The sequence below is a fragment of the Archangium lipolyticum genome, assembly GCF_024623785.1.
In the GTDB taxonomy this organism is placed as follows: domain Bacteria; phylum Myxococcota; class Myxococcia; order Myxococcales; family Myxococcaceae; genus Archangium; species Archangium lipolyticum.
Genome location: NZ_JANKBZ010000024.1, coordinates 18567 through 38671, shown reverse-complemented (window position 1 = coordinate 38671; position 20105 = coordinate 18567). Strand labels below are relative to the sequence as shown.

General features: G+C 68.2%; 17 protein-coding genes. 12 read left to right on the top strand and 5 right to left on the bottom strand.

What is annotated here, in order from left to right; translation table 11 throughout:
• Positions 1-18: 18 nt before the first annotated feature.
• Positions 19-831, bottom strand: a complete 813-nt coding sequence (locus tag NR810_RS36460; RefSeq protein ID WP_257459321.1) for a prolipoprotein diacylglyceryl transferase — start codon at positions 829-831, stop codon at positions 19-21.
• Positions 832-1314: 483 nt separating this feature from the next.
• Here NR810_RS36460 and popC point away from each other — a divergent pair, with 483 nt between their 5' ends.
• On the top strand, positions 1315-2733 hold the full coding sequence (gene popC, locus NR810_RS36455) for a subtilisin-like protease PopC (protein ID WP_257459320.1): 1419 nt from the start codon (positions 1315-1317) through the stop codon (positions 2731-2733).
• A 57-nt stretch (positions 2734-2790) separates the two neighbouring features.
• A complete protein-coding gene (locus NR810_RS36450; protein WP_306818823.1) occupies positions 2791-3189 on the top strand; it encodes a hypothetical protein in 399 nt (132 codons plus the stop codon).
• Positions 3190-3663: 474 nt separating this feature from the next.
• Here NR810_RS36450 and NR810_RS36445 read toward each other — a convergent pair whose 3' ends face one another.
• Positions 3664-4410: an SDR family oxidoreductase gene (locus NR810_RS36445; RefSeq protein WP_257459319.1), complete on the bottom strand. Its 747-nt coding sequence runs from the start codon at positions 4408-4410 to the stop codon at positions 3664-3666.
• Positions 4411-4517: 107 nt separating this feature from the next.
• Between NR810_RS36445 and NR810_RS36440 the strand changes: the two genes are divergently transcribed.
• The 6 genes from NR810_RS36440 (at position 4518) to NR810_RS36415 (ending at position 11336) form a co-directional block, all read left to right on the top strand.
• The gene (locus tag NR810_RS36440; protein WP_257459318.1) at positions 4518-5201 is read left to right on the top strand and encodes a TetR/AcrR family transcriptional regulator; all 684 of its coding nucleotides are present in this window, start codon (positions 4518-4520) and stop codon (positions 5199-5201) included.
• Positions 5198-6193 carry a 3-oxoacyl-ACP synthase III family protein gene (locus NR810_RS36435; protein ID WP_257459316.1) on the top strand — a complete coding sequence of 332 codons (996 nt, stop codon included), beginning with the start codon at positions 5198-5200 and terminating at the stop codon, positions 6191-6193. Before NR810_RS36440 ends, NR810_RS36435 begins: the two co-directional genes overlap by 4 nt.
• Positions 6194-6240: 47 nt before the next feature.
• A complete protein-coding gene (locus NR810_RS36430) occupies positions 6241-7788 on the top strand; it encodes an acyl-CoA synthetase (protein WP_257459315.1) in 1548 nt (515 codons plus the stop codon).
• Between the two features lie 192 nt (positions 7789-7980).
• Positions 7981-8598: a hypothetical protein gene (locus NR810_RS36425; RefSeq protein ID WP_257459314.1), complete on the top strand. Its 618-nt coding sequence runs from the start codon at positions 7981-7983 to the stop codon at positions 8596-8598.
• 45 nt (positions 8599-8643) lie between these two features.
• Positions 8644-10299 carry a hypothetical protein gene (locus NR810_RS36420; RefSeq protein ID WP_257459313.1) on the top strand — a complete coding sequence of 552 codons (1656 nt, stop codon included), beginning with the start codon at positions 8644-8646 and terminating at the stop codon, positions 10297-10299.
• Between the two features lie 2 nt (positions 10300-10301).
• Entirely contained in the window at positions 10302-11336 is a 1035-nt protein-coding gene (locus tag NR810_RS36415; RefSeq protein WP_257459310.1) for an alpha/beta fold hydrolase, read from the top strand.
• Between the two features lie 64 nt (positions 11337-11400).
• Here the strand turns inward: NR810_RS36415 and NR810_RS36410 are convergent, their stop codons facing one another.
• Together NR810_RS36410 and NR810_RS36405 are read right to left on the bottom strand one after the other, a co-directional pair.
• Positions 11401-13344, bottom strand: a complete 1944-nt coding sequence (locus NR810_RS36410) for an esterase/lipase family protein (protein ID WP_257459309.1) — start codon at positions 13342-13344, stop codon at positions 11401-11403.
• A gap of 93 nt (positions 13345-13437) precedes the next feature.
• Positions 13438-14493 (bottom strand): alpha/beta fold hydrolase, encoded by a 1056-nt coding sequence (locus NR810_RS36405; protein WP_257459306.1) that lies wholly within the window; start codon positions 14491-14493, stop codon positions 13438-13440.
• Between the two features lie 240 nt (positions 14494-14733).
• Here NR810_RS36405 and NR810_RS36400 point away from each other — a divergent pair, with 240 nt between their 5' ends.
• Positions 14734-15519: a DUF2381 family protein gene (locus NR810_RS36400; protein WP_257459304.1), complete on the top strand. Its 786-nt coding sequence runs from the start codon at positions 14734-14736 to the stop codon at positions 15517-15519.
• A gap of 385 nt (positions 15520-15904) precedes the next feature.
• Positions 15905-17023, top strand: coding sequence for a hypothetical protein (locus NR810_RS36395; RefSeq protein WP_257459303.1), 1119 nt, complete (start codon positions 15905-15907; stop codon positions 17021-17023).
• 33 nt (positions 17024-17056) lie between these two features.
• Here NR810_RS36395 and alr read toward each other — a convergent pair whose 3' ends face one another.
• Positions 17057-18262: an alanine racemase gene (gene alr, locus NR810_RS36390; RefSeq protein ID WP_257459302.1), complete on the bottom strand. Its 1206-nt coding sequence runs from the start codon at positions 18260-18262 to the stop codon at positions 17057-17059.
• Positions 18263-18480: 218 nt separating this feature from the next.
• Here alr and NR810_RS36385 point away from each other — a divergent pair, with 218 nt between their 5' ends.
• Positions 18481-18675 carry a hypothetical protein gene (locus NR810_RS36385; RefSeq protein ID WP_257459301.1) on the top strand — a complete coding sequence of 65 codons (195 nt, stop codon included), beginning with the start codon at positions 18481-18483 and terminating at the stop codon, positions 18673-18675.
• Positions 18676-18865: 190 nt separating this feature from the next.
• Positions 18866-20101, top strand: a complete 1236-nt coding sequence (locus tag NR810_RS36380; protein ID WP_257459299.1) for an amidohydrolase family protein — start codon at positions 18866-18868, stop codon at positions 20099-20101.
• Positions 20102-20105 lie beyond the last annotated feature (4 nt).

Here is a 20105-nt window from a genome sequence, read left to right as displayed (position 1 = left end):
TTCCTATCACTCGGGGGCCTACCGGGCGGCCTGGACGCTTCCGCCCCCCGAGCCCGAGGCGGGCGTGGGCTTCCTGGCGGGGGCATCCCACTTCACGAGCCCCCAGAGGCCGAAGGCGACGAGCGCGAAGCACCCGAACTGGGCGGGTGTCAGGCCGAGGTAGCGGGAGTCGACATAGGACAGGTCGGTGGCGCGCAGGGAGTCGAAGAAGAAGCGGCCGAAGGCGTAGAGGAGGGAGAGCAGGGGCAGGAGCTTCCCACGCAGCTTGCCGGCGTTGCGCAGACCCCAGAGCAGGGCGGAGATGGCGAAGAGGAAGGCGGCGTCGTAGAGGCCCAGGTCATGACGGGGCCCCAGGGGGAGGGGGAAGTCGATGGCGAGGAAGAAGTCGGTGCGGACGCCGGGGTGGTCGTGCACGGCGAAGCAGCCGAGCCGGGCGACGGCCCAGCCGGGGGCGACGGAGAGCGCGAAGGCATCGGCGTAGTCGCGGAAGCGCAGCTTGCGCACCCGGAAGAAGACCACGGCGGCGAGGATGCCGCCGATCAGCCCGCCGAAGGAGGAGAGGCCATCCCACACCTTGAAGATCTGGAACGGGCTCTTGGAGAGCTCCTCGGGGTGGTAGGCGAAGAGGTGGAAGAGGTGGCCGACGACGACACCCACACCGACGCCCCAGGGGGCATAGTCCTGGAGGGGCGTGGAATCGAGCCCCTCGCGCTCGGCCTGGCGTGCCAGGAGGCGTGCGGCGAGGAGGATGCCCATCGCCACGAAGATGCCGAAGGGCTCGATGGTGAGGGGGCCGAGCTTGATGGAAGGAACGTGCAGGTAGGGAATCACGAGGCTCTCCGGCGGGCGGACGGAAGACACCCATAGTCCGCCTGCCGCCAGGGTGGCGAACAAATCATGGGGGGGTGGGCCTTCCCGTGGCCGTCCGGGGAGCGGGTAGGAAGCCGTCGATTTCCACCGGTACCCCATTGCGCCGGGGCGCGGGAGCGTTCCGGGCCGGATTCTCGGGCTCGCCCGGGACCGGGCGGCTATTTCCCGACCTGTCACGATCCGTATTACGCTTCCTACCTGTGAATGCTTTCCGGTTTCGTACGTTGTGAAAGTCGTCCAGTGGAACCCCCCGGAGCGTCCGAGGTGTCCACAGCGGGAACTCCACCGGTCCATGTCAGGGGGGACCGCTCTAGTCGCACTGTGAGCCGGACGTGTGAACGACGACGGTGTCCCACCCCGCCTTCCGCCAGGGCGCGGCCGGCGTCCACCCAGGTCCCGCGCGCAGTCAGTGCCGTCGTTATTCTGTAAAGGAGCGAACCCATCATGAAGTCCTATCTCCTGGTTCCGAAGGAGTCGATCGAGACCCAAGCCCATCCGGGCGTGCGGGGCACGGAGCAGGGAGAGCGGGTGCTGCAGCGCAGCACCGCCCTGCAGTTCATGATCAGCGGGCGGGCGCCAGACATGCTGCGGAGCCTGGGATTGCGCTCCGCGACGCTGCCGGGGCGGCTGCCCGAGGTGAGCACCCCTCCCACCAAGAGCCGCAAGGGGCGGGGCCGCGGCCGCAAGAACGAGGTCGACGTGGCGGCCTCGGCCTCGGAAGGGCCGGTGATGATGGAGTCGGCGTCCGCCTCGGAGGTGGGCACCTACCGGCACATGCCGCTCATCGGCGCCACCATGGCCCACTTCAACACGGAGCAGGCCGAGCGCATCGCCCGGGAGGAGCTCGGGCGCGACTTCGAGTTCATCCCGGACACGGTGCAGCTCACCTTCCCGGGGCCGGTGTCCGCCGGGCAGATGGGGCCGCGCAACCAGGGCCTCTCCTCGCTCCAGCACCGCGAGTGGCCCGAGGAGTGCGGTGTCCTCTCCGCTCACGCCCAGGGCATCCGGGGCGCGGGCGTGATGCTCGGCATCCTCGACACGGGCGTGGACGCGGACCACCCGGAGCACATGGGGCGCCTCATCCAGTTCCGCTACGTCTCGCTCTTCCCCAACTCGCCGCACAACCCGGCGCGTGACGTGCGCGGCTTCGACCCGGATGGGCATGGCACCCACGTGGCCGGCATCGCCGCGGGCCTCAACCACGGCGTCGCTCCGGAGGTGGACCTCTACGTCGCCTCGGTCATCGAGTCCGAAACCATACGCACCAGCCTGGGACGGGTGGCCGCCGGCATGGAATGGCTGCTACACCAGTTCTCGCGTCCCGAGAACGCCACGCGTCCCGCGGTGGTGAACATGTCCCTGGGGTTCCCCGTGCAGCCTCCGCCCGGAGTCAGCGACATGGAGTACCGCCTGAACATCCGGGCCCTGCAGACGCTGGTGCGCCGCCTGGTGGACTCCAACGTCCTGCCCGTGGTGGCGGCTGGTAACGGAGGCGCTGGGACGGCTGGTTACCCAGCGGCCTTCCCCGAGGCCCTCTCCGTGGGGGCGGTCGACTTCTCGAGGCGCGTGGCCAGCTTCTCGGCCAGCGGCGTGGTGGGACAGCGACCTGTTCCCGACGTGATGGGTTATGGCGTGAACGTCTACTCGAGCACAGAACGAAGGTGTAACAACCAGGCGTTCTATGAACGAATGAGCGGAACGAGCATGGCCGCCCCTTACGTCGCGGGTCTGGCCGCGCTATATCGCTGCCGTTCCCCCGACTTGACGGCGGAAGAAGTCAGGGATTTGATTCTGGACAATACGCTGAAGCTGCCCAAGACGCCTGCCGGACGTGCTGGCAGGGGTCTGGCGGTTTTCAAGTAGTGGCGGCAGCCAGGGCCGGCGCCAGGTGAGCGCCGGGCCTGTCGAGGAGGAAGTGGGATGAGCAGGAAGACAGCCACCTCACCGCGCCGGGCCTCCGGCCGCTTTCCACGGATGTCCGCCGTCACGCCCCTCCCGGGTTCCCGGGTGGAGAGCGCGCAAGGGTGGATCGAGGCCCTGGTCATGCCCCGGGAAGAGCCCGGAGCCGCGTGGCGCCCGTCCATCCAGCGAGACCGCTCGCTCGTCCACAAAGCCGCTTGCGAGCAGAGCAAGCAGTTTCGGGACTCGGTGCTGAGCTTCCTCCAGGCGCACCATCTCATGGGCGCCGTGAGGTGGATCAGCGAGCCCGGCTCCACGCCCATGGTGACGCTCTACTGCACGCCCCGGGTGTTGGAGCAGCTGCAGCGCGCGCCGGAGTTCGAGGCGGGGCGCACCGCGGGTCTCGAGATGTACACCTGAGCCAGCCCCTCAGGATGGACACCTGAGCGGGGCTCGAGGTTCCCCTCGAAGGTCGGGACTTCCCTACAGCTTCTGGTTCGCCCGGCTCTTGGCGGCTCGCCTCCTGGGGGGGCGTTGCCTCGCCTGCCTTCTCCGACCTTCCGAGCGTCCCGACTATTCCCGACTGGAAATGATTTACTCACTTGACTTCCAAGTGGCAACCCCCTGAACGGCCGTTGCGCTTGCATCCACGGGAAGAAGTCCCACCTTGCACGCTTTTTCCCTTCGGACCCCAGGACAGGTCCGTGGATGCCCCCTCTCCCCCTGGGAGAGGGCTGGGGTGAGGGTCTGCCCGCCTGCCTGCCGGGCGACGCCGCTGGGCCGGGTTCCGCCTCCATACGACTGAAACGAACGAGCCGGGCGAAAGGGTCTGACGGCCCCTCCGCACCGGCTCGTTGGGTGGCGTGCGCTGCCCGGGGGCGCGCGTTGGCCAGCCTACATATTGAGGCCGCCGTCCACGTCGATGGTGCGGCCGTTGAAGTAGTCGCACTCGAGGACGAACTTCACGGCGAGCCACAGGTCCTCGGGCAGGCCGATGCGGCCCACGGGGATGTTGGCCACGAGGGCGTCACGGGCCTTCTGGTTCATGCCCTGGGTCATGGGCGTCTCGACCATACCGGGGGCGACGGCGCCCACGCGGATGCCGAAGGGGGCGAACTCGCGCGACCAGGTGACGGTGTTGGCGGCCAGCGCGGCCTTGGCGGACACGTAGTTGCTCTGCCCGCGGTTTCCGTGCCGGGCGATGGAACTCATGTTGACGATGACGCCGGGGCGCTGATCCGTCTGCACCATCTTCGCCACCACCTCGCGCACCATGAAGGTGGCGCCGGTGAGGTTGACGCCGATGACGGCGTTCCAGTCGGCGGTGGACAGCTTCTTCACCTCACCGGTGGTCTTGTCCTTCTTCACCAGCAGCGAGTCGCGGAGGATGCCGGCGTTGTTGATGAGGCCGTTGAGGCCACCCATGGACTCGTGGGCCCACTGGACGAAGGAGACACACTCCTCCTCCTTGGAGACGTCCAGGCGGCGGCGGTGGATGGCGGCGGGGAGGGCGGCGAGGCGCTCCTCGTTGACGTCGCCCACGGCGACCTTGGCGCCGGCCTCGTGCAGGCGGGTGGCGAAGTGAGCGCCCATGCCCTGGGCGCCGCCCGTGACGATGACCTTCAAGTCCTTGAGCTGCATGCGGTGCTTCTCCTGGCTGACGCAATGCGTAGCATCGGGGTGTGCGCCAGCGTGTGAATGACAGCTTTTGACAATACCGCGAGGGGGGTGTTACGCAAGGTTGAAAGATGAATCGGTCTTCAACTTCGCCAACCGAGCGCATCGTGCCCGCGACCCCGCGAGGACAGCGCACGCGCCAGAAGCTCCTGAGGGCGGCGGAGGCCGTCTTCGGGGAGAAGGGCTACGAGCATGCCTCCATCGCGGATATTACGCGAGAGGCGGAGGTGGCGCTGGGGACTTTCTACGTCTACTTCCCGGACAAGCAGTCCATCTTCGTGGAGGTGGTGGACGAGCTGGGGGCGCGGCTGCGGCGGCTCATCGCGGAGTCGGTGGCGGCGTGCGAGGACCGGATGCAGGTGGAGCGGGAGGGATTGCGGGCCTTCTTCCAGTTCGTGGGGAGCAACCGCAACCTGTACCGCATCGTGCGCCAGGCGGAGTTCGTCGATGAGGAGTGCTACCGGCGCTACTACGACCGCTTCGCGAAGGGGTACGTGTCGGGCCTGGTGAGGGGCATGGAGGCGGGCGAGGTACGGCGGATGGACCCGGAGGCGCTGGCCTACTGCCTGATGGGGCTGGGGGACTTCCTGGGGATGCGCTGGGTGCTGTGGGAGGGGGAGGGCGGGCTGGAGCACGTGTTGGACACCGCGATGGATTTCATCCGCCACGGCATGGACGCGCGTCCTGCCGGGGCAGACACCGAGAGCGGGAAGGGGCGCCGCAAGCCCCGGGTCCCGCGGAGCAGGAGCCGATGAGGTACGCCAACATCCTGGCCACTGGCCGCTATGTCCCCGAGAAGGTCCTCACCAACGCCGACGTGGAGCGCATCATCGGCGAGCCGGTGGATGCGTGGTTGCAGCAGAACGTGGGCATCAAGCAGCGCCACCTGATGGCGGATGACCAGGTGACGAGCGATTTGTGCGTGGCCGCCGCGAAGCAGGCGATGGAGCGCGCGGGCGTGAAGCCCCAGGAGTTGGATCTCATCATCATCTCCACGGACACGCCGGACTACCTGAGCCCGGCGACGGCCTCGGTGGTGCAGGCGAAGCTGGGCGCGAGCAACGCGGGCACGTTCGACATCAACGCCGCGTGCGCGGGCTGGGTGACGGCGCTGGACGTGGCGAGCAAGACGATCGCCGCGGACGAGAGCTACCAGCGCGTGCTGGTGGTGGGCGCGTACGGGATGTCCCGGTACATCAACTGGAAGGACAAGAAGACGTGCACGCTCTTCGCGGACGGGGCGGGCGCGGTGGTGCTGGGCGCGAGTGACAAGCCGGGCTTCCTGGGCGCGAAGCTGCTGGCGGCGGGCGAGTACCACGACGCGCTGGGGGTCTACACGGGCGGCACGTACCGGCCGGCCACGGCGGAGACGCTGGCGCTGACGAACGGCAAGCCGGCGGTGCAGTTCGTGCGCAAGTTCCCGGCGACCTTCAACACCGAGCGCTGGCCCATGCTGCTCAAGCAGTTGCTGGAGCGGGCGAAGCTGACGATGAACGACGTGGACCACTTCGTCTTCACGCAGCTGAACCTGCGCACCATCGAGGCGACGATGAAGGCGCTGGAGCAGCCCATGTCCAAGACGAACTGGACGATGGACAAGTGGGGCTACACGGGCTCGGCGTGCATCCCGATGACGCTGGATGACGCGGTGGTGGAGGGCCGGGTGAAGAAGGGCGACCTGGTGGCCCTGTGCGCGAGCGGCGGTGGCCTGGCGATGGCCTCGGCGCTGTACCGCTGGACGGCCTGATCGGTCGCCCGGGCGACTGAGAACACAACCGACGGAGGGGACGGAGCATGTTCATCGGCGACTGGATGGGTCGTGGGGCCATGTATTGGCCGGAGCACACGGCGGTGGTGGATGTGGCCAGGGGAGAGTCGGGCCGCTTCACCTACCGGGCGATGAACGCGCGCGCCGAGGCGCTCGCGGGCTGGCTGCGGGACGTGGCCGGCGTGTCGAGGGGTGACCGGGTGGGGCTGGTGGCCCACAACGGGGTGGAGAACCTGGATGTGTTCTTCGCCTGCGGGAAGCTGGGCGCCATCTTCGTCCCCTTCAACTGGCGCCTGCACGCGCAGGAGCTGACGGACCTGGTGCGCGACACGGGCCCGCGCGTGCTGCTCTTCAGCGACGACTTCCGCGACAACGTGGCGGCGGTGCACAGGCAGGTGGGGGACTCGCTGAAGCTCGTGCACCTGGAGGGACAGGGTCTGCCGGAGAGCCGCCCGTACGCCGAGGTGCTGGCGCACGTGTCCACGTCGAAGGTGACGAACGAGCAGGTGAGCGAGGAGGACATCATCTGCCTGCTCTTCACGGGCGGGACGACGGGGAAGTCGAAGGGTGCGCGCATCAGCTACCGGATGGTGGCGTGGAACACGCTCAACACGCTCATCCACGAGGTGCGGCCCGGGGACGTGACGGTGACGCACACGCCGATGTTCCACACGGGCGGACTGCTGGTCTACACGGTGCCGATGCTCACGTGTGGGGGCACGGTGGTGCTGATGCGCCGCTGGGACGCGGACGAGATGCTGCGGCTGGTGGAGCGCGAGAAGGTAACGCTCTTCTTCGCGGTGCCGACGCAGTACCAGCAGATGTACGACTCGCCGCGCTTCCGGACGACGGACCTGTCGAGCGTGCGCTTCGTGACGAGCGGTGGAGCGCCGCTGCCTGTGCCGTTGTTGCAGGCGTGGCAGGCGGTGCACCGGGTGCCCTTCAAGCAGGGCTTCGGCATGACGGAGTTCGGGCCCGGCATCTTCAGCATGGGTCCGGAGTTCGCGGAGTCGAAGGCGGGCTCGATCGGCCGGCCCAACTACTTCATCGACGCGCGGCTGGTGGATGACGACGGGCGGGACGTGCCCGAGGGGGGCACGGGGGAGCTCATCCTCAAGGCGCCGTCGATGTGCTCGGGGTACTTCGAGAACGCGGAGGCGACGGCGGAGGCGATCGACGCGGGGGGTTGGTTCCACACGGGGGACCTGGCGCGGCGGGACGCGGACGGCTTCTACTTCATCGTGGGGCGCAAGAAGGACATGTTCATCTCCGGGGGAGAGAACGTGTACCCGCTGGAGCTGGAGACGGTGCTGTACGAGCACCCGGCGGTGCAGGCCTGCTCGGTGGTGGGGGTGCCCGACGCGAAGTGGGGCGAGGTGGGGCGAGCCTTCGTGGTGCTCAAGCCAGGGGCATCGGCGACGCCGGATGCACTGCTGGAGCACCTGCGCAACCGGGTAGCGCGCTACAAGGTGCCGAAGAAGGTGGAGCTGGTGGAGGCGCTGCCGGTGTCGGCGGCGGGAAAGATTCTCAAGCGAGAGCTGCGAGAGCGGGCGATCGCCTCCGACAAGAGTTGAGCCCAACTCCCCTCTCCCTCCGGGAGAGGGACGGGGTGAGGGTACCAGGGCCCCGGGTTGAACCCGAGTCAATCCCCTCTCCCTCTGGGAGAGGGCCAGGGTGAGGGTCGTCCCGCGAAACCACGCGGGGCAATCCCAGCCATCTCGAAATCAGTAGGAGCCGGCACGAGCCGTGGGGAGAGGGACTGTCAAATGAAGAAGCAACTGCTGTCGGCGGTGATGCTGTGCGCGCTGGGGCTGGGGGGCTGCGGTGACGACACCACTCCCAACCCGGGCAACAACACGAACACCGGGCCGAAGTACAACGCGGCGGACAAGATCAGCACGTACCTCGAGGGGAAGACGCTGGTGATGACGGGGAACGACATCCCCAGCCATCCCAACGGCTACAGCGAGGACCTGGACCTGGGTCAGGGCACCCAGTGCTACGTGCTCGTGACGATGACGGTGGCGGGTGGCGACTACCGCGTCATCAGCGACCTGGGGACGCTGCGCGAGACCTCGCCAGGGGTGCGGAAGTGTGACCGCACGACGAAGTCGGGCCAGTCGGACTTCACCACGCAGACGGTGCTCATCGAGAACGTGAGGGAGGACGGGAGCTGCTTCGATGTGACGTACAACTTCGGGATTTTCAAGCAGCTGGGGCGAGGCCAGGTGAGCCAGGACGGCAAGACGCTGAAGGTGGAGCTGTACTTCGAGAACCAGGCCACCGGCAGCCGCTGCGCGGATGGGGATGTGGGGGCGCCGACGGTCATCTTCAACAAGCAGCCCTTTACTGGAAACGCGGTGCAGACCTACACCATCCAGTAAGGAGCGGCCTCCCCGGCGCGCCCCTCACCCGGAGACGAGACGCATATGAAGTGGCGGTTGTCCGAGACAGATAGGCGGCTGCGAGGGAGCGCGCTGGCGCTGGCCCTGGGAACGGCGGGGCTCGCGTGGCCCGCCTGGGCGCAAGGGAGCACGCCCCTGCCGGGGGCCTACGCTGGATGGTACGATGCGAAGAACCGCGACGAGGACGCGGAGCCGCGCGAGTTCATCCTCATCAACTACTTCTTCACGCGAGCCACCGCGACCAATGAGATCGCGGATCCGTCCGGCCTCAAGGGCGTGACGCTGGGCCCCATCGGCATGCCCGCGGGCAGCGCGGTGCGCGTGGAGCGGCGCCCGGCCTTCTACGTCGAGCAGCGCTGGATTCCGGTCATCGAATACAGCCCGGTGTTCGTGGACGGGCTGGCCAGCTTCCGCGCGCAGCTCGAGGTGGACTACCTCTGGGGGCGCGCGGCCAATGCGTCGCAGCAGAACGAGGGCGGCGGCTTCAACGCCGACCAGGTCAACATCCAGACGAAGAACGTCAACGTCGCGCTCTACCCGACGAAGAACCCCAACGAGCTGGCCATCGTGGTGGGCACGCAGCCGGTCTACGACGCCTACTTCGACCCGACGCGCACGCCGCTCAACGACATCATCCGCACCGGCTACAAGCTGGCGTTCCTGGGCAGTGACGCCACGGGCCTGTCCGTCTTCAGCAACGCCAAGGGCCACGCGAGGCTGAGCCTGTTGCCGCTGGGCAGCGCGCAGGCGGACAAGGCGCTGCAGGACGACCCGCGGCTGAAGTACGCCGTGCTGGGCATGGCCGATTACGCGTACCCGGTGGCGCCGGGGACGAACGTGGGCCTGTCGGCCTGGTACCTGCGCGACGAGACCAAGGGCGAGGCCTATGCCTTCGAGGGCCTCATCCGGAGCGGACCCTCGTCCACGGGCCTGCCGTCCTTCGTGGGCACGTCCCGCTTCAACATCGAGCGGCCCAGCGGTTGGGTGGGCTGGCTGGGCCTCAACTTCCACCACAACATCGACTTCCGCACGGGTCCCTTCGGAGCCTCGGGCTTCGCCATGTACAACGGGGGCCGCTACACCAGCACCAATCCGGAGACCACGTTCAACCGCGAGGTGGAGATCAGTGGCCTGTCGGCCAACCTGGAGCTGCTCTACAACTTCGGGCGCACGTCGAACGACCTGGTGACGCTGGAGGGCATGTTCTCCACCGGCGACAAGAACCTGGAGGATCGCCTCTACACGAGCGCCTTCACGCTCAACCAGTACGGCCTGCCGGGCGCGGTGTGGTTCAACCACAAGATGCTGCTGCTGTTCCCCTTCTCCAGCACGGCGAACAACTACACGGGCGCGGTGACGGACATCTCCAACCAGGGCTTTGGCCTGAAGACGGTCCTGGCCACCGGCGCGTATGACCTCATCCCGAACAAGCTCAACCTCAAGCTGGGCGCGGGCTACGCGGAGAGCACCGTCACGCCTCCGGAGAACACCCCGGGCGTGGGGCGCGGCCGGGTGATTGGCACGGAGATCAACGCCGAGCTCCGCTACACCATCCGTTACCTCATGACGGTGGGTCTGCACGGCGGCTACATGTTCCGCGGCAACTTCTACAACGGCAATCCGCGCGTCACGACCAACCCGTGGGCTGGCTTCACCACCTTCACCTGGTACGCGTTCTGACCATGAAGACTTCGAGTGCGCTGAGCCTGCTCCTGCTCGCGGGCCTCTCTACCGGGTGCGCCACCTCGTACGCCTCGCGCCCGCCGCTGTCCTTCCAGGACCTCGACTACTCCTCGCTCGAGGGCAAGCCCTGGCCGCTCCAGCGGCTCGCCCTGGCCGACACCGCCGCCGCCCTCGGCCTGGCGCGCGTGCCGGAGATGGCCTACGTCGAGCTCAACCCCGAGGGCCAGCGGACCATCATCTTCATCCACGGGCTGGGCTCGTACCTGAAGTTCTGGCGCTACCAGCTCGACGCCATCGCCGCGCAGGGCTACCGCGTCATCGCCGTGGACCTGCCGGGCTACGGCAAGTCCGACAAGCCCGCCTCGTTCCCGTACACCATGGAGGCCATGGCCGACGCGGTGCACGAGCTCGCGAGCAAGGTGTGCATCGACAAGCCCATCCTCGTGGGACACTCCATGGGAGGGCAGACGGCGCTCTCGTATGCCATCCGCTACCCGGAGGACCTGTCGGGGCTCGTGCTCACGTCGCCCGCGGGCTTCGAGAAGTTCAGCCGCAAGGAGCAGGCGTGGTTCAAGCGCTCCTTCAGCACGCAGCTCATCAAGAGCGCGCCCGAGTACGGCATCTGGGGCAGCGTGCGCCAGTCCAACTTCGAGCGCTGGCGCCCCGAGCTCGAGTGGCTCATCGAGGAGCGCGTGCGGGTGGCGAAGAGCCCCGAGTTCGACTCCTACGCCTACGCCAACGTGCGCACGGTGGACGGGCTCGCGCATGACGACTTCGTGCGCGACAGCCTGGGCCACATCACGGTGAACACGCTCATCGTCTACGGAGAGGACGACCGCCTCATCCCCAACCCATACCTGCACGGGGGCGAGGTGAGCGACATCATGATGTACGGGCACGAGCACATCCGGCGCTCGCAGCTGGTGGGCCTGAAGGGCTGCGGCCACACCGTCCAGATGGATTGCCCCCAGGAGTACAACGAGCAGGTGCTCGCGTTCCTGAAGGGGCTGGAGTCCGGGGGCTCCGGGAAGTAGGGAGCCCCCCCGCGGAGGGACAGGCGGCGGGCTCCTCACCGCTGCCTGTCCCTGGCGGGTGGACTCAGTCGCGCGAGGCGAAGTGAGCCGTCATCTTGGCCCAGACGGCCGGGGTGACACCCACCTCCAGGTGGCCGTAGGGCACGCCCTCCTGCTTGGCGTCCGCGGTCTTCTTGGTGGACGTCCAGCCCTGGGTGAGCTGGTTCACCGCCGCGATGCTCGCGTTGAACAGCACGCCGTCACCGTTCACCGAGCAGGTGGGGCAGCTCATGCCGTCCGTCTCGTAGCGCGCGTCCGTGCTCGCCCCGTACGTGGTGCCGTACAGCACGTAGAGCGAGGGCAGCCGCGGGTCCAGTCCGCGCTCGGACAGCCGGGTGATGAACTTGCCGCCCATCTCCTTGGCCGCCGCGATGCCCAGGCTCTGGATGATGCGGTACTTGCCGTAGCCCAGCGCGTCGTAGGCCTCGCGGTTCTGGTTCGTGTTGTAGGCGTGGTAGGCGTAGCAGGGGCTGCCCACCGGATCGAACGCCGTCGCCTTGCACTGGGTATTCGTGCTGCTCAGGTAGCCCGCGGCGATGGCCGGGTTGTACGGGTTGTAGATGAGCTTCTGGTCCACCCACGGGAAGAAGCGCGCCTCGTCCTGGTCCACGTCCGACCACTCGTAGGCGCTGCGGTCCGGGATGGGGTAGAGGCCCCGCAGGTCATCCGACGTCTGCAGCTGGCCCACGTAGGCGTTCACGTACTTGCCCGTGTCGTCCACGCTGCCGAACATGCTCATGTTATACTCGTCGAAGTTGAACGAGGTCGACGAGACACCCTGGTTCACGTTGAGCGTCTTGAGCGTGCCGCCGGTGACAGGCTTGCCCGTGGAGTCCAGGCTGGTGATGTTGGACACGTAGATGCGGCGGAAGTAGTCCGGCCAGGTGCCGCCGGAGCCCTCGCACACGCTCTCCGCGTAGGGGTTGTTGTACCAGGGCACGTCCGGGCCCCAGTTCACGCACTGGAAGGCGGAGAAGTACGTCCACGGCATCGGGCCGCGGCCCACCGGCGCGTTGTTCGACGTGCTGGCGATCGTCAGCGTGTGGATGGGGTGGCGGAAGTTCAGGTCGATGCCCCGGTGCGGACCGCTCAGCGCCACGTACGTGCGCACCGAGTCGTCATACGCCGGCACCGCCTTGGCCTGCTCCGCCGCCATGCGCTCGAAGAAGCGCGTGGTGCTGAAGCCCGTCCACGTGGGCGCGTTGCTCAGCCACGCGTCCACCGACAGCACGCCCTTGCTCCACCCCACCACGTCCACGCGCGCCACGCCCGGGTGCAGCGCCTTGATGCGCTTGACCGCGTTGGACACGTTGATGGCCTGGCTGAAGTTGTCTCCGTGGAAGGAGCCGAAGGTGACCGCGTACACGCAGCGGTTCTTGCTCTCCAGGTCCTGCACGAAGCCCGTCACCTGCGAGGCGCCGCCGTACGCGCTGCCCGTCCCGTCATTGCCGTTGGGGAAGAGCCACACGTTGCCGTCCTGCATGGCCCCGTGCACCAGCAGCGTGGGCGTCAGGTTCACGTTGCAGGTGCGCGCCGCCGTCTTCCGGCCCTTGTGCAGCAGCACGAAGCGCGCCTCGGGGCGCGTCGGGCCCGGCACCGGACAGGTGCTCCCCGCCGTTGTCGCACAGGCGTTCTTGTAATGGAGGTTGAACGCGTTCACGAGCTGCTGGTTGAGCGAGCCGTAGTAGGTGCGCACCGGATAGCTCGAGGACTGGTAGGTGTCCTGGTCGCGCAGCTTCTCCGTGCGCTTGTTGTAATACTCGGTGCGGTAGAGCTGCTGGCCCTCGAGCAGCTCGATCTGCCCCCAGGACCAGGTGGGCGGCGTGTACGTGCCGACGACCCGGTAGGTGTTGGCGGGCGCGGCGTTCGCATCGAAATACGGAGCCAGGTCCGTGGGCAGGGCGGCTCCGGCAACGGGGGCGGTGAGCAGGGCCGCGGCCGAGAGCGACAACTTCAACGACGTCTTCATACGACCTCCATCAACACATGAGGTGAGTCCTACGACGTGGGGGGAAACGGGGAAGGAGGCGCGCCAGCGGGGCCGGTGCGCCGGAGCTCGCGCTCAGCGGGCGTGCTCGAGGAGGAACGGGAAGGCGAGCCGCTCGAACTCCTGGGGCTTTTCGATATGCGGGCTGTGGCCGGTGTCCGTGAGCACCTCCTCGCGGAAGCGGCCACCGTTGGCGGCGTAGCGCTCGAACAGCCGGCGCGTCTGGCTGATCATCGGTTGCGGCGGGTACTTCTCGTCGCCGGGCCAGCCGGGGATGGCGCCCAGCTTGCCCAGGTAGCCGAAGTCGAAGAGCGAGGTGTCCGAGACGATGACGTCATCCGCGCCGCGGATCCACAGCACGTCCGGCTTGATGGACAGGGAGGCGAACGCGCCGAGGTTGAAGTACTTGGGCGCGAAGGCGTTGTTCATCCCCGTGGTGCCGGGGGCCACGCCGGGCCAGTTGGGGCTCTTCTCGAAGTTGCCGGGGTAGTGCGCGTCCGAGATGCGCGTGGAGAGCACCGAGTCCAGCAGCGCCTCCTCCCGGGGCGACTTGAAGGGCGGCTTCACGTAGCAGCCGTTCATCACGTTGCGCGGAGACGTCTGGCTCTCCGTCGAGCGGTCCTTCTTCGCCAGGCGCTGCACGAAGTCGGGGTTGGCGGTGCCGCCGCCCGAGCCCGCGAAGTCGGACCAGCAGGGCGTGCCATCCGCGTCGCGCGTGCCGCCAAAGCCATACGGGGACACGGGCGCCTCCAGCACCAGGCCGGCCACGCGCGAGGGGTGGTCGAGCGTCAGCTGCATCACCACGCCCGCGCCCGCCGAGTGGGCCACGAAGAGCGCCTTCTGGATGTTCAGCGCGTCCAGCAGCGAGGCCACGTCGTCGCTGAAGTCACGCATGCCGCGCGTGGCGTCGATGGGCTTGGGCTCCGTCTCGCCGTAGCCGCGCAGGTCCGGCGCGATGCCTCGCAGCCCCGTGGGAAGTCGCTCGAGCAGCGAGTCGAAGAAGGCCGAGGACGAGCAGTTGCCGTGCACGAACACCACCGGAAAGCCCTCCGTGCCAGTCATCCGCGTGTGCACGGTGAGCCGCTTCGTCTGGATGTTGCGCTGCTCCACGACCCGGCCCTGTTCGCTCATTTGCGCCGCTCCTTCGGAGTTGGGAGATGATGACTGATTCAAGTTTCAGGTTTGATAGCCCAGACGTTTCACGCCGGTCAAACACGCGAATTCGTGACGCATTGCGTGAGCGTGCGTGTCCGCACGGGAGACTCGTACTTGCGTCGGAGTCGGGCGGTTCACGGAAAACCGACTTCAGCCCTCCCCAAGAATTCTCCCCCTGCTTAGGTTGGGTAACGCATGAGGTCAGGACACGCCGGGATGACTCTCCGCGTCATGCCCATCCTGGCCATGTGTCTCTCCGCGGTGGGGGCGGTGGAAGCGGCGCAGCCGATGGCGAAGAAGCCGAGGCTCCGGGCCGTGACGGTGTCGGGTGGGACCGAGGAGGTACGCGTGGCCCCCAGGACGGCGACGCGACTCCGTTTCGACACCGCGCTCGATGCGGTGCGCACCCGTCTGGAGGACGACGGGCACGCCCACTTCGAGCCCCTGCTGGTGGGCAATGGCTTCCTCGTCGTCACCCCGCGCGAGGAGCTTCCCCACGGCGAGCGGGTGTCCTTGAAGGTCGTGCTCTCGGATGGGACCGAGGTGCCCTTCGTCCTCGCCCGCAGCTCCTCCGAGGTGGATGTGCAGGTGCGGGTCTCCAGGTCCGCACCGACCCCGTCTCTGGCTCCGGACGCACGCGAGGTGGCGTTGCTGGTGTCCGAGGTGTGGGCCGCGCGGCTGGCGGAGTCGCGGGCGGGGTTCGAGGGGGAGCGGCGGCTGTTCCATGCCGGAGGGCTGTCCGGCTTCGTGGTGAGGGTGCGCGACCCGGAGCCGTCGCGGCGCTGGGAGCCCGGCGACGTGCGGGTGCGTCATGCGGAGGGAGGGGAGGAGGTGGAGGTGCTGGCCCTCCGCATGGGGCCCGTGTCACTCCCGCCCGGAGGGTGGGGGTGGCTCGTCGTCATCACCCGGGCCCTGCCGAGGGATGGGCGGGCCCGATTCGAGTTGCAGCTGCGCGGACGGAGTGGGGCCTTCCTGGCACCACCCGAGGGCGTCGCGCTGTGAGGGATGTCGTTCCGCAGTGGTGAGCCCGAAGGAGGACGTCATGAAACCGGACAAGAAGACCCATTTGCGTCGTTGGCTGCTGGCCATTGCTGTCGCCGCCGCTATCGGGGGCGGATCGGCCTATGCTATCGGCAGGGAGTGTTGGAACTGCCTCCCGTGCGGTTGCGCGGAGGATGGTGGCTACCTCATGTGTTGCTCGACCTACGCCTGCTGACGGAAGCGGTACGGATGTGAAGCCTGGTGCGGAAACCGCGTCACTCCTCCCTCGGACAATGAGGGAGGAGGGCCCCCAGGGGCCCGTCGCACCGTGAATGCAATGGCCGTCACGGAGGGGATGACATGAGAGGCGCAGGACATGTGGCGTGAGCCGACACGCCCGAGGAGGGTGATCCTCAAGGTCACCCTGGTCGTTGTGGCGGTGTTCGTCTGCTGGCAGCTCGCCACTGCCTCACCCGCTCCGTTTCTCGCGGGGCTCTTCGTCCCTTCCCCCGAGGACCCTCGCGAACGTCCCCGGCATCGCGCCCTCCCCGGTGGCGCCTCCGTCGTCGATGCCAGCTTCGCCGCCTCCTCCGCCTCGCGGATCGTCGCGGCCGTCCCCTGGGCCCACTCCCGGCCGGTATTACAGAGCCCGCCCGAGCCTGCTCCCGAGCCCGAGCCCCAGGTCTCCTCCGCTTCGCCTCCCCCTGTCTCGGTTCTTCCCCTGGTTTCCCAGGAGCGTTCACCCGATGGGCTCCCGGCCGCGGCGATGCGCTGCAAACGGACGGCGAATGGGCTCGACTGTGGCAGCTGCCGTGTCGATGGGGACTGTCCGGCCGGTCAGGGATGTGTCGCCAATCGCGAGACGCGCCGCTTCGAATGCATGGCCTCCGAGTGCGAGGAGGACACGCACTGTTTCCCCGGCTCGGTCTGCCGCCCCGTGACGACGGGCGCCACCGGCTCCGTCATCCGCCGCTGTACCCCCGAGGGACAGCGAAGCGCGGGTGAGCCGTGTGACTCCATCGCCGTCTCGCCCGCCAGCTCCTGTCGCGAGGGGCTGCGGTGTGTGAATCAGGTGTGCTCCGAGCCCTGTTCACTCGATGGTTCCGCGCGCTGTGCCTCGGGCTTCGTTTGTTCCGACAGTCTCCAGGGTCCCGGGTGTGCCCCGGACTGTCAGCGCCTCGGCTGTCCCGATGGGCAGCGCTGCACCCGCATCCCGGAGGGGCAGTATCAGTGTCTCGTGGACTCCCAGGGGGATTGCCGCGAGAACCCGTGCGCCGAGGGCGAGCGCTGCAACATGCGCATGTCCCGTGGCCGCGCCGTCTTCTGGTGCGCCCGGGTCTGCAATCCGCTTCGCTCCGAGAGCTGTCCCTCGGGCGATGTCTGCGGCGTGGGCAGCCCCACCGTCAGCACCTGCTTTCGCAAGTGCGACCCCGGGGACTTGAATTCCTGTGGCCCGGGTTGGGTGTGTTCCACGGTGACGGAGGATATGTCTGTGTTCGGGTGCAGCCCGGATATGCAACGGTAGGGTTCGACCAGGGGTCCTCTGAGAGGTGGGCGATCAGGGGACCACGACCCTTCTCAGGTGCGCTCCCAGTCTCGTCGCCAGCTCGTAGTTGATGGTTTGTGCCCAGTCCGCCAGGTTCTCCACGTGCAGGTGCTCGTCGCTGTCCTTGCCGATGAGCGTCGCCGTCACCGGCCGCTCGTCGTGCGTGGCCCGCGTCACGTCCACGATGATGTGGTTCATCATCACGCGCCCCAGCACCGGGCACCTCCGGCCGTTCACCAGCACGTGCGCCTTCCCCGACAACAACCGGGGATAGCCGTCGAAGTAGCCCACCGGTAGCACCGCCACCCTCGTCGCCTCGGGGCACCGGTACGTGCACCCGTACCCCACGTAGCTCCCCGCCGGCAGCCACTTCACCACCTGGCTCGGGCATCGCCACGACAACACCGGCCTCAGCTCCGGCACCCGGCCCAGCACCAGCCGCGCCGACAGCCTCGTCTCCGTCGAGGGCCACAGCCCGTACAGCGAGATGCCCACCCGCTGCGCGTCGTACCTCGCCCTCGGCAGCACCAGCGTCGCCGCGCTCGCCGCCATGTGCCGCTGCAACGGCTCCTGCACCGGCAGGCTCGCGCGCAACGCCATCAGCCCTCCCTCGAAGACGTCCACCTGTGTCTCCGCGTAGGTCTGCTCCGTCACGTCCTCCGTGTTGGCGAAGTGGCTCAGCGCCCCCACCACCTTCAGCACGTCCGACGCCTCCCGCAGGAAGTCCAGCTCGCCTCCAGCGATCTGCCCCGGGGTGAAGCCCTCGCGCCCCAGCCCCGTGTCCACGTGCACGTGCGCCCGCAGCGGGTGCTCCAGCTTCGCGCGGCGCAGCTCCCCCACGATGTGCTCCCACGCGCCGTCCCCCACCACCACCTCCACCCCCGCCCGCGCCAGCGCCACCGCCTCCTCCGCGTCCATGGCGCCAATCACCAACACCTGCTTGCGCGGCAGGCCCCGCGCCTGCTCGAAGGCCCGCGCCGTCAGCGCGTCCCCCGGCGTGATGAAATAGAGGATGTCCACCAGCGGGTGCACCAGCGGCAGCATCTGCGTCAGGCCGTGTCCGTACGCGTTGCCCTTCAGCACCGCGCCCAGTGCCTTCGGCCCCCCCGTGTCCGCGGACAGCTTGCGCAGCGTGGTCACGTTCGCGGCGAGTGCCCCCGCCGACAGCTCCAACCACGACGCCACCTTCCCCGATGCTCCCGCAGTCACTTCGTGCATCTGCCGCCTGTCCGTCCTCGCGCCATACGGCGCGCGCTCGTTCTCCCCTCGCGTTCTGCGCCAAAGTCCGCCTCTTTGCACGTGCCTTCCGAGCTTCCAGGCATGGGAGCGCACGATGCTCCGCGCGGGAAGGGCTCGCTCGGTTCACCTCCTCACGCTTCGCTCCGGCGTCCCATCTTCTCCGGGTACGCGGCCCTTCGCCGCATGGGAGATCGTCCATGAGCCTCTGGCAGAAGCTCTCTTCTCGCTTCCGCGGCCACTCCGGGGACGAGGCACGGCGCCCCGGTCCCGAGTCCCCGGGCATGACCTACGCCGACCTCGAACGCGACAAGGAGCTCAAGGAACGGCAGCTCTCCGGTGTGTCCGGTCCTCCTTATGGCAAGGATGCTTCCTCGGTCGAAGAGGACGAGTAGCGGCTCACGGGGTGGAGCACGGTGACACGTACCCTCACCCCGGCCCTCTCCCGGCGGGAGAGGGTGGGAAGGGGAGGAGGGGAGCGGGCGTATTTGTGATAGGTCGCTGGCCTGTCTCTCGTTCTTCTCCTCGCCCTCCATGCGCCACCTGCTCGCCTTCTTCGTCGCGCTCCTCTGTGTCGTGCCTTCCATGGCGTCCGCACAGGCCTCGGCTCCCTCCACCTCGTTCCTCCTGCGGCCCGCTCGCGTCTTCGACGGCGTCTCCGCCAAGCCCCAGGAGGGCTGGGTCGTGCTCGTTCGCGGTGACCGCATCGCCGCCGTCGGTCCCGCCTCCCAGGTGTCAGCCCCCTCGGGCACCGAGCGCATCGACCTTCCTGGCACCACCCTGCTTCCTGGTCTCATCGAGGGGCACTCGCATCTGCTCCTCCACCCCTACAACGAGACGTCCTGGAATGATCAGGTGCTCCGTGAGTCGCTCGCCCTCCGCGTCGCCCGCGCCACCCGCCATGCCCATGACACCCTGCTCGCCGGCTTCACCACCGTGCGGGACCTCGGCACCGAGGGCGCCGCCGACGCCGACGTGGGTCTCAAGCAGGCCATCCAGCAGGGCATCATCCCCGGGCCCCGCGTGCTCGCCACCACCCGCGCCATCGTCGCCACCGGCTCCTATGCTCCCAAGGGTTATGCGCCCGAGTGGCACGTCCCCCAGGGCGCCGAGGAGGCCGATGGGTCCGATGGCCTCATCCGCGCCGTCCGCGGGCAGATGGGCCGGGGCGCCGATTGGATCAAGGTCTATGGCGACTACCGCTGGGGTCCCAGGGGCGAGGCGCTCCCCACCTTCTCCCTCGAGGAGCTGAAGCTCATCGTCCAGACCGCTCGCGACGGTGGCCGCCCCGTCGTCGTCCACGCCAGCACCGCCGAGGGCATGCGTCGCGCCGTGCTCGCCGGGGTCGAGACCATCGAGCACGGTGACGGTGGTACCCCGGAGGTCTTCAAGCTCATGGCCCAGTACGGCGTCTTCTTCTGCCCCACGGTCGCCGCCGGTGATGCCATCCAGCAGTACGGCGGTTGGAAGAAGGGCTCCGACCCCGAGCCCGCCTCCATCCAGCAGAAGCGCGCCAGCTTCCGCGCCGCCCTCGACTCGGGGGTGCAGATCTGCAACGGCAGTGACGTGGGGGTGTTCGCCCACGGGGACAACGTCCGCGAGCTGGAGTTGATGGTCGCCTACGGCATGCCCCCCTTGCAGGCGCTCAAGGCCGCCACCTCCGTCAACGCGCGCATGCTCCACATGGAGGACCGCATCGGTCAGGTGAAGCAGGGCCTCCTCGCCGACCTCGTCGCCGTCCAGGGAGATCCCACCCAGGACATCTCCTCGTTGCGGCGGGTTCGTTTCGTCATGAAGAACGGCACTGTGTATCGTCGGTAGGGAC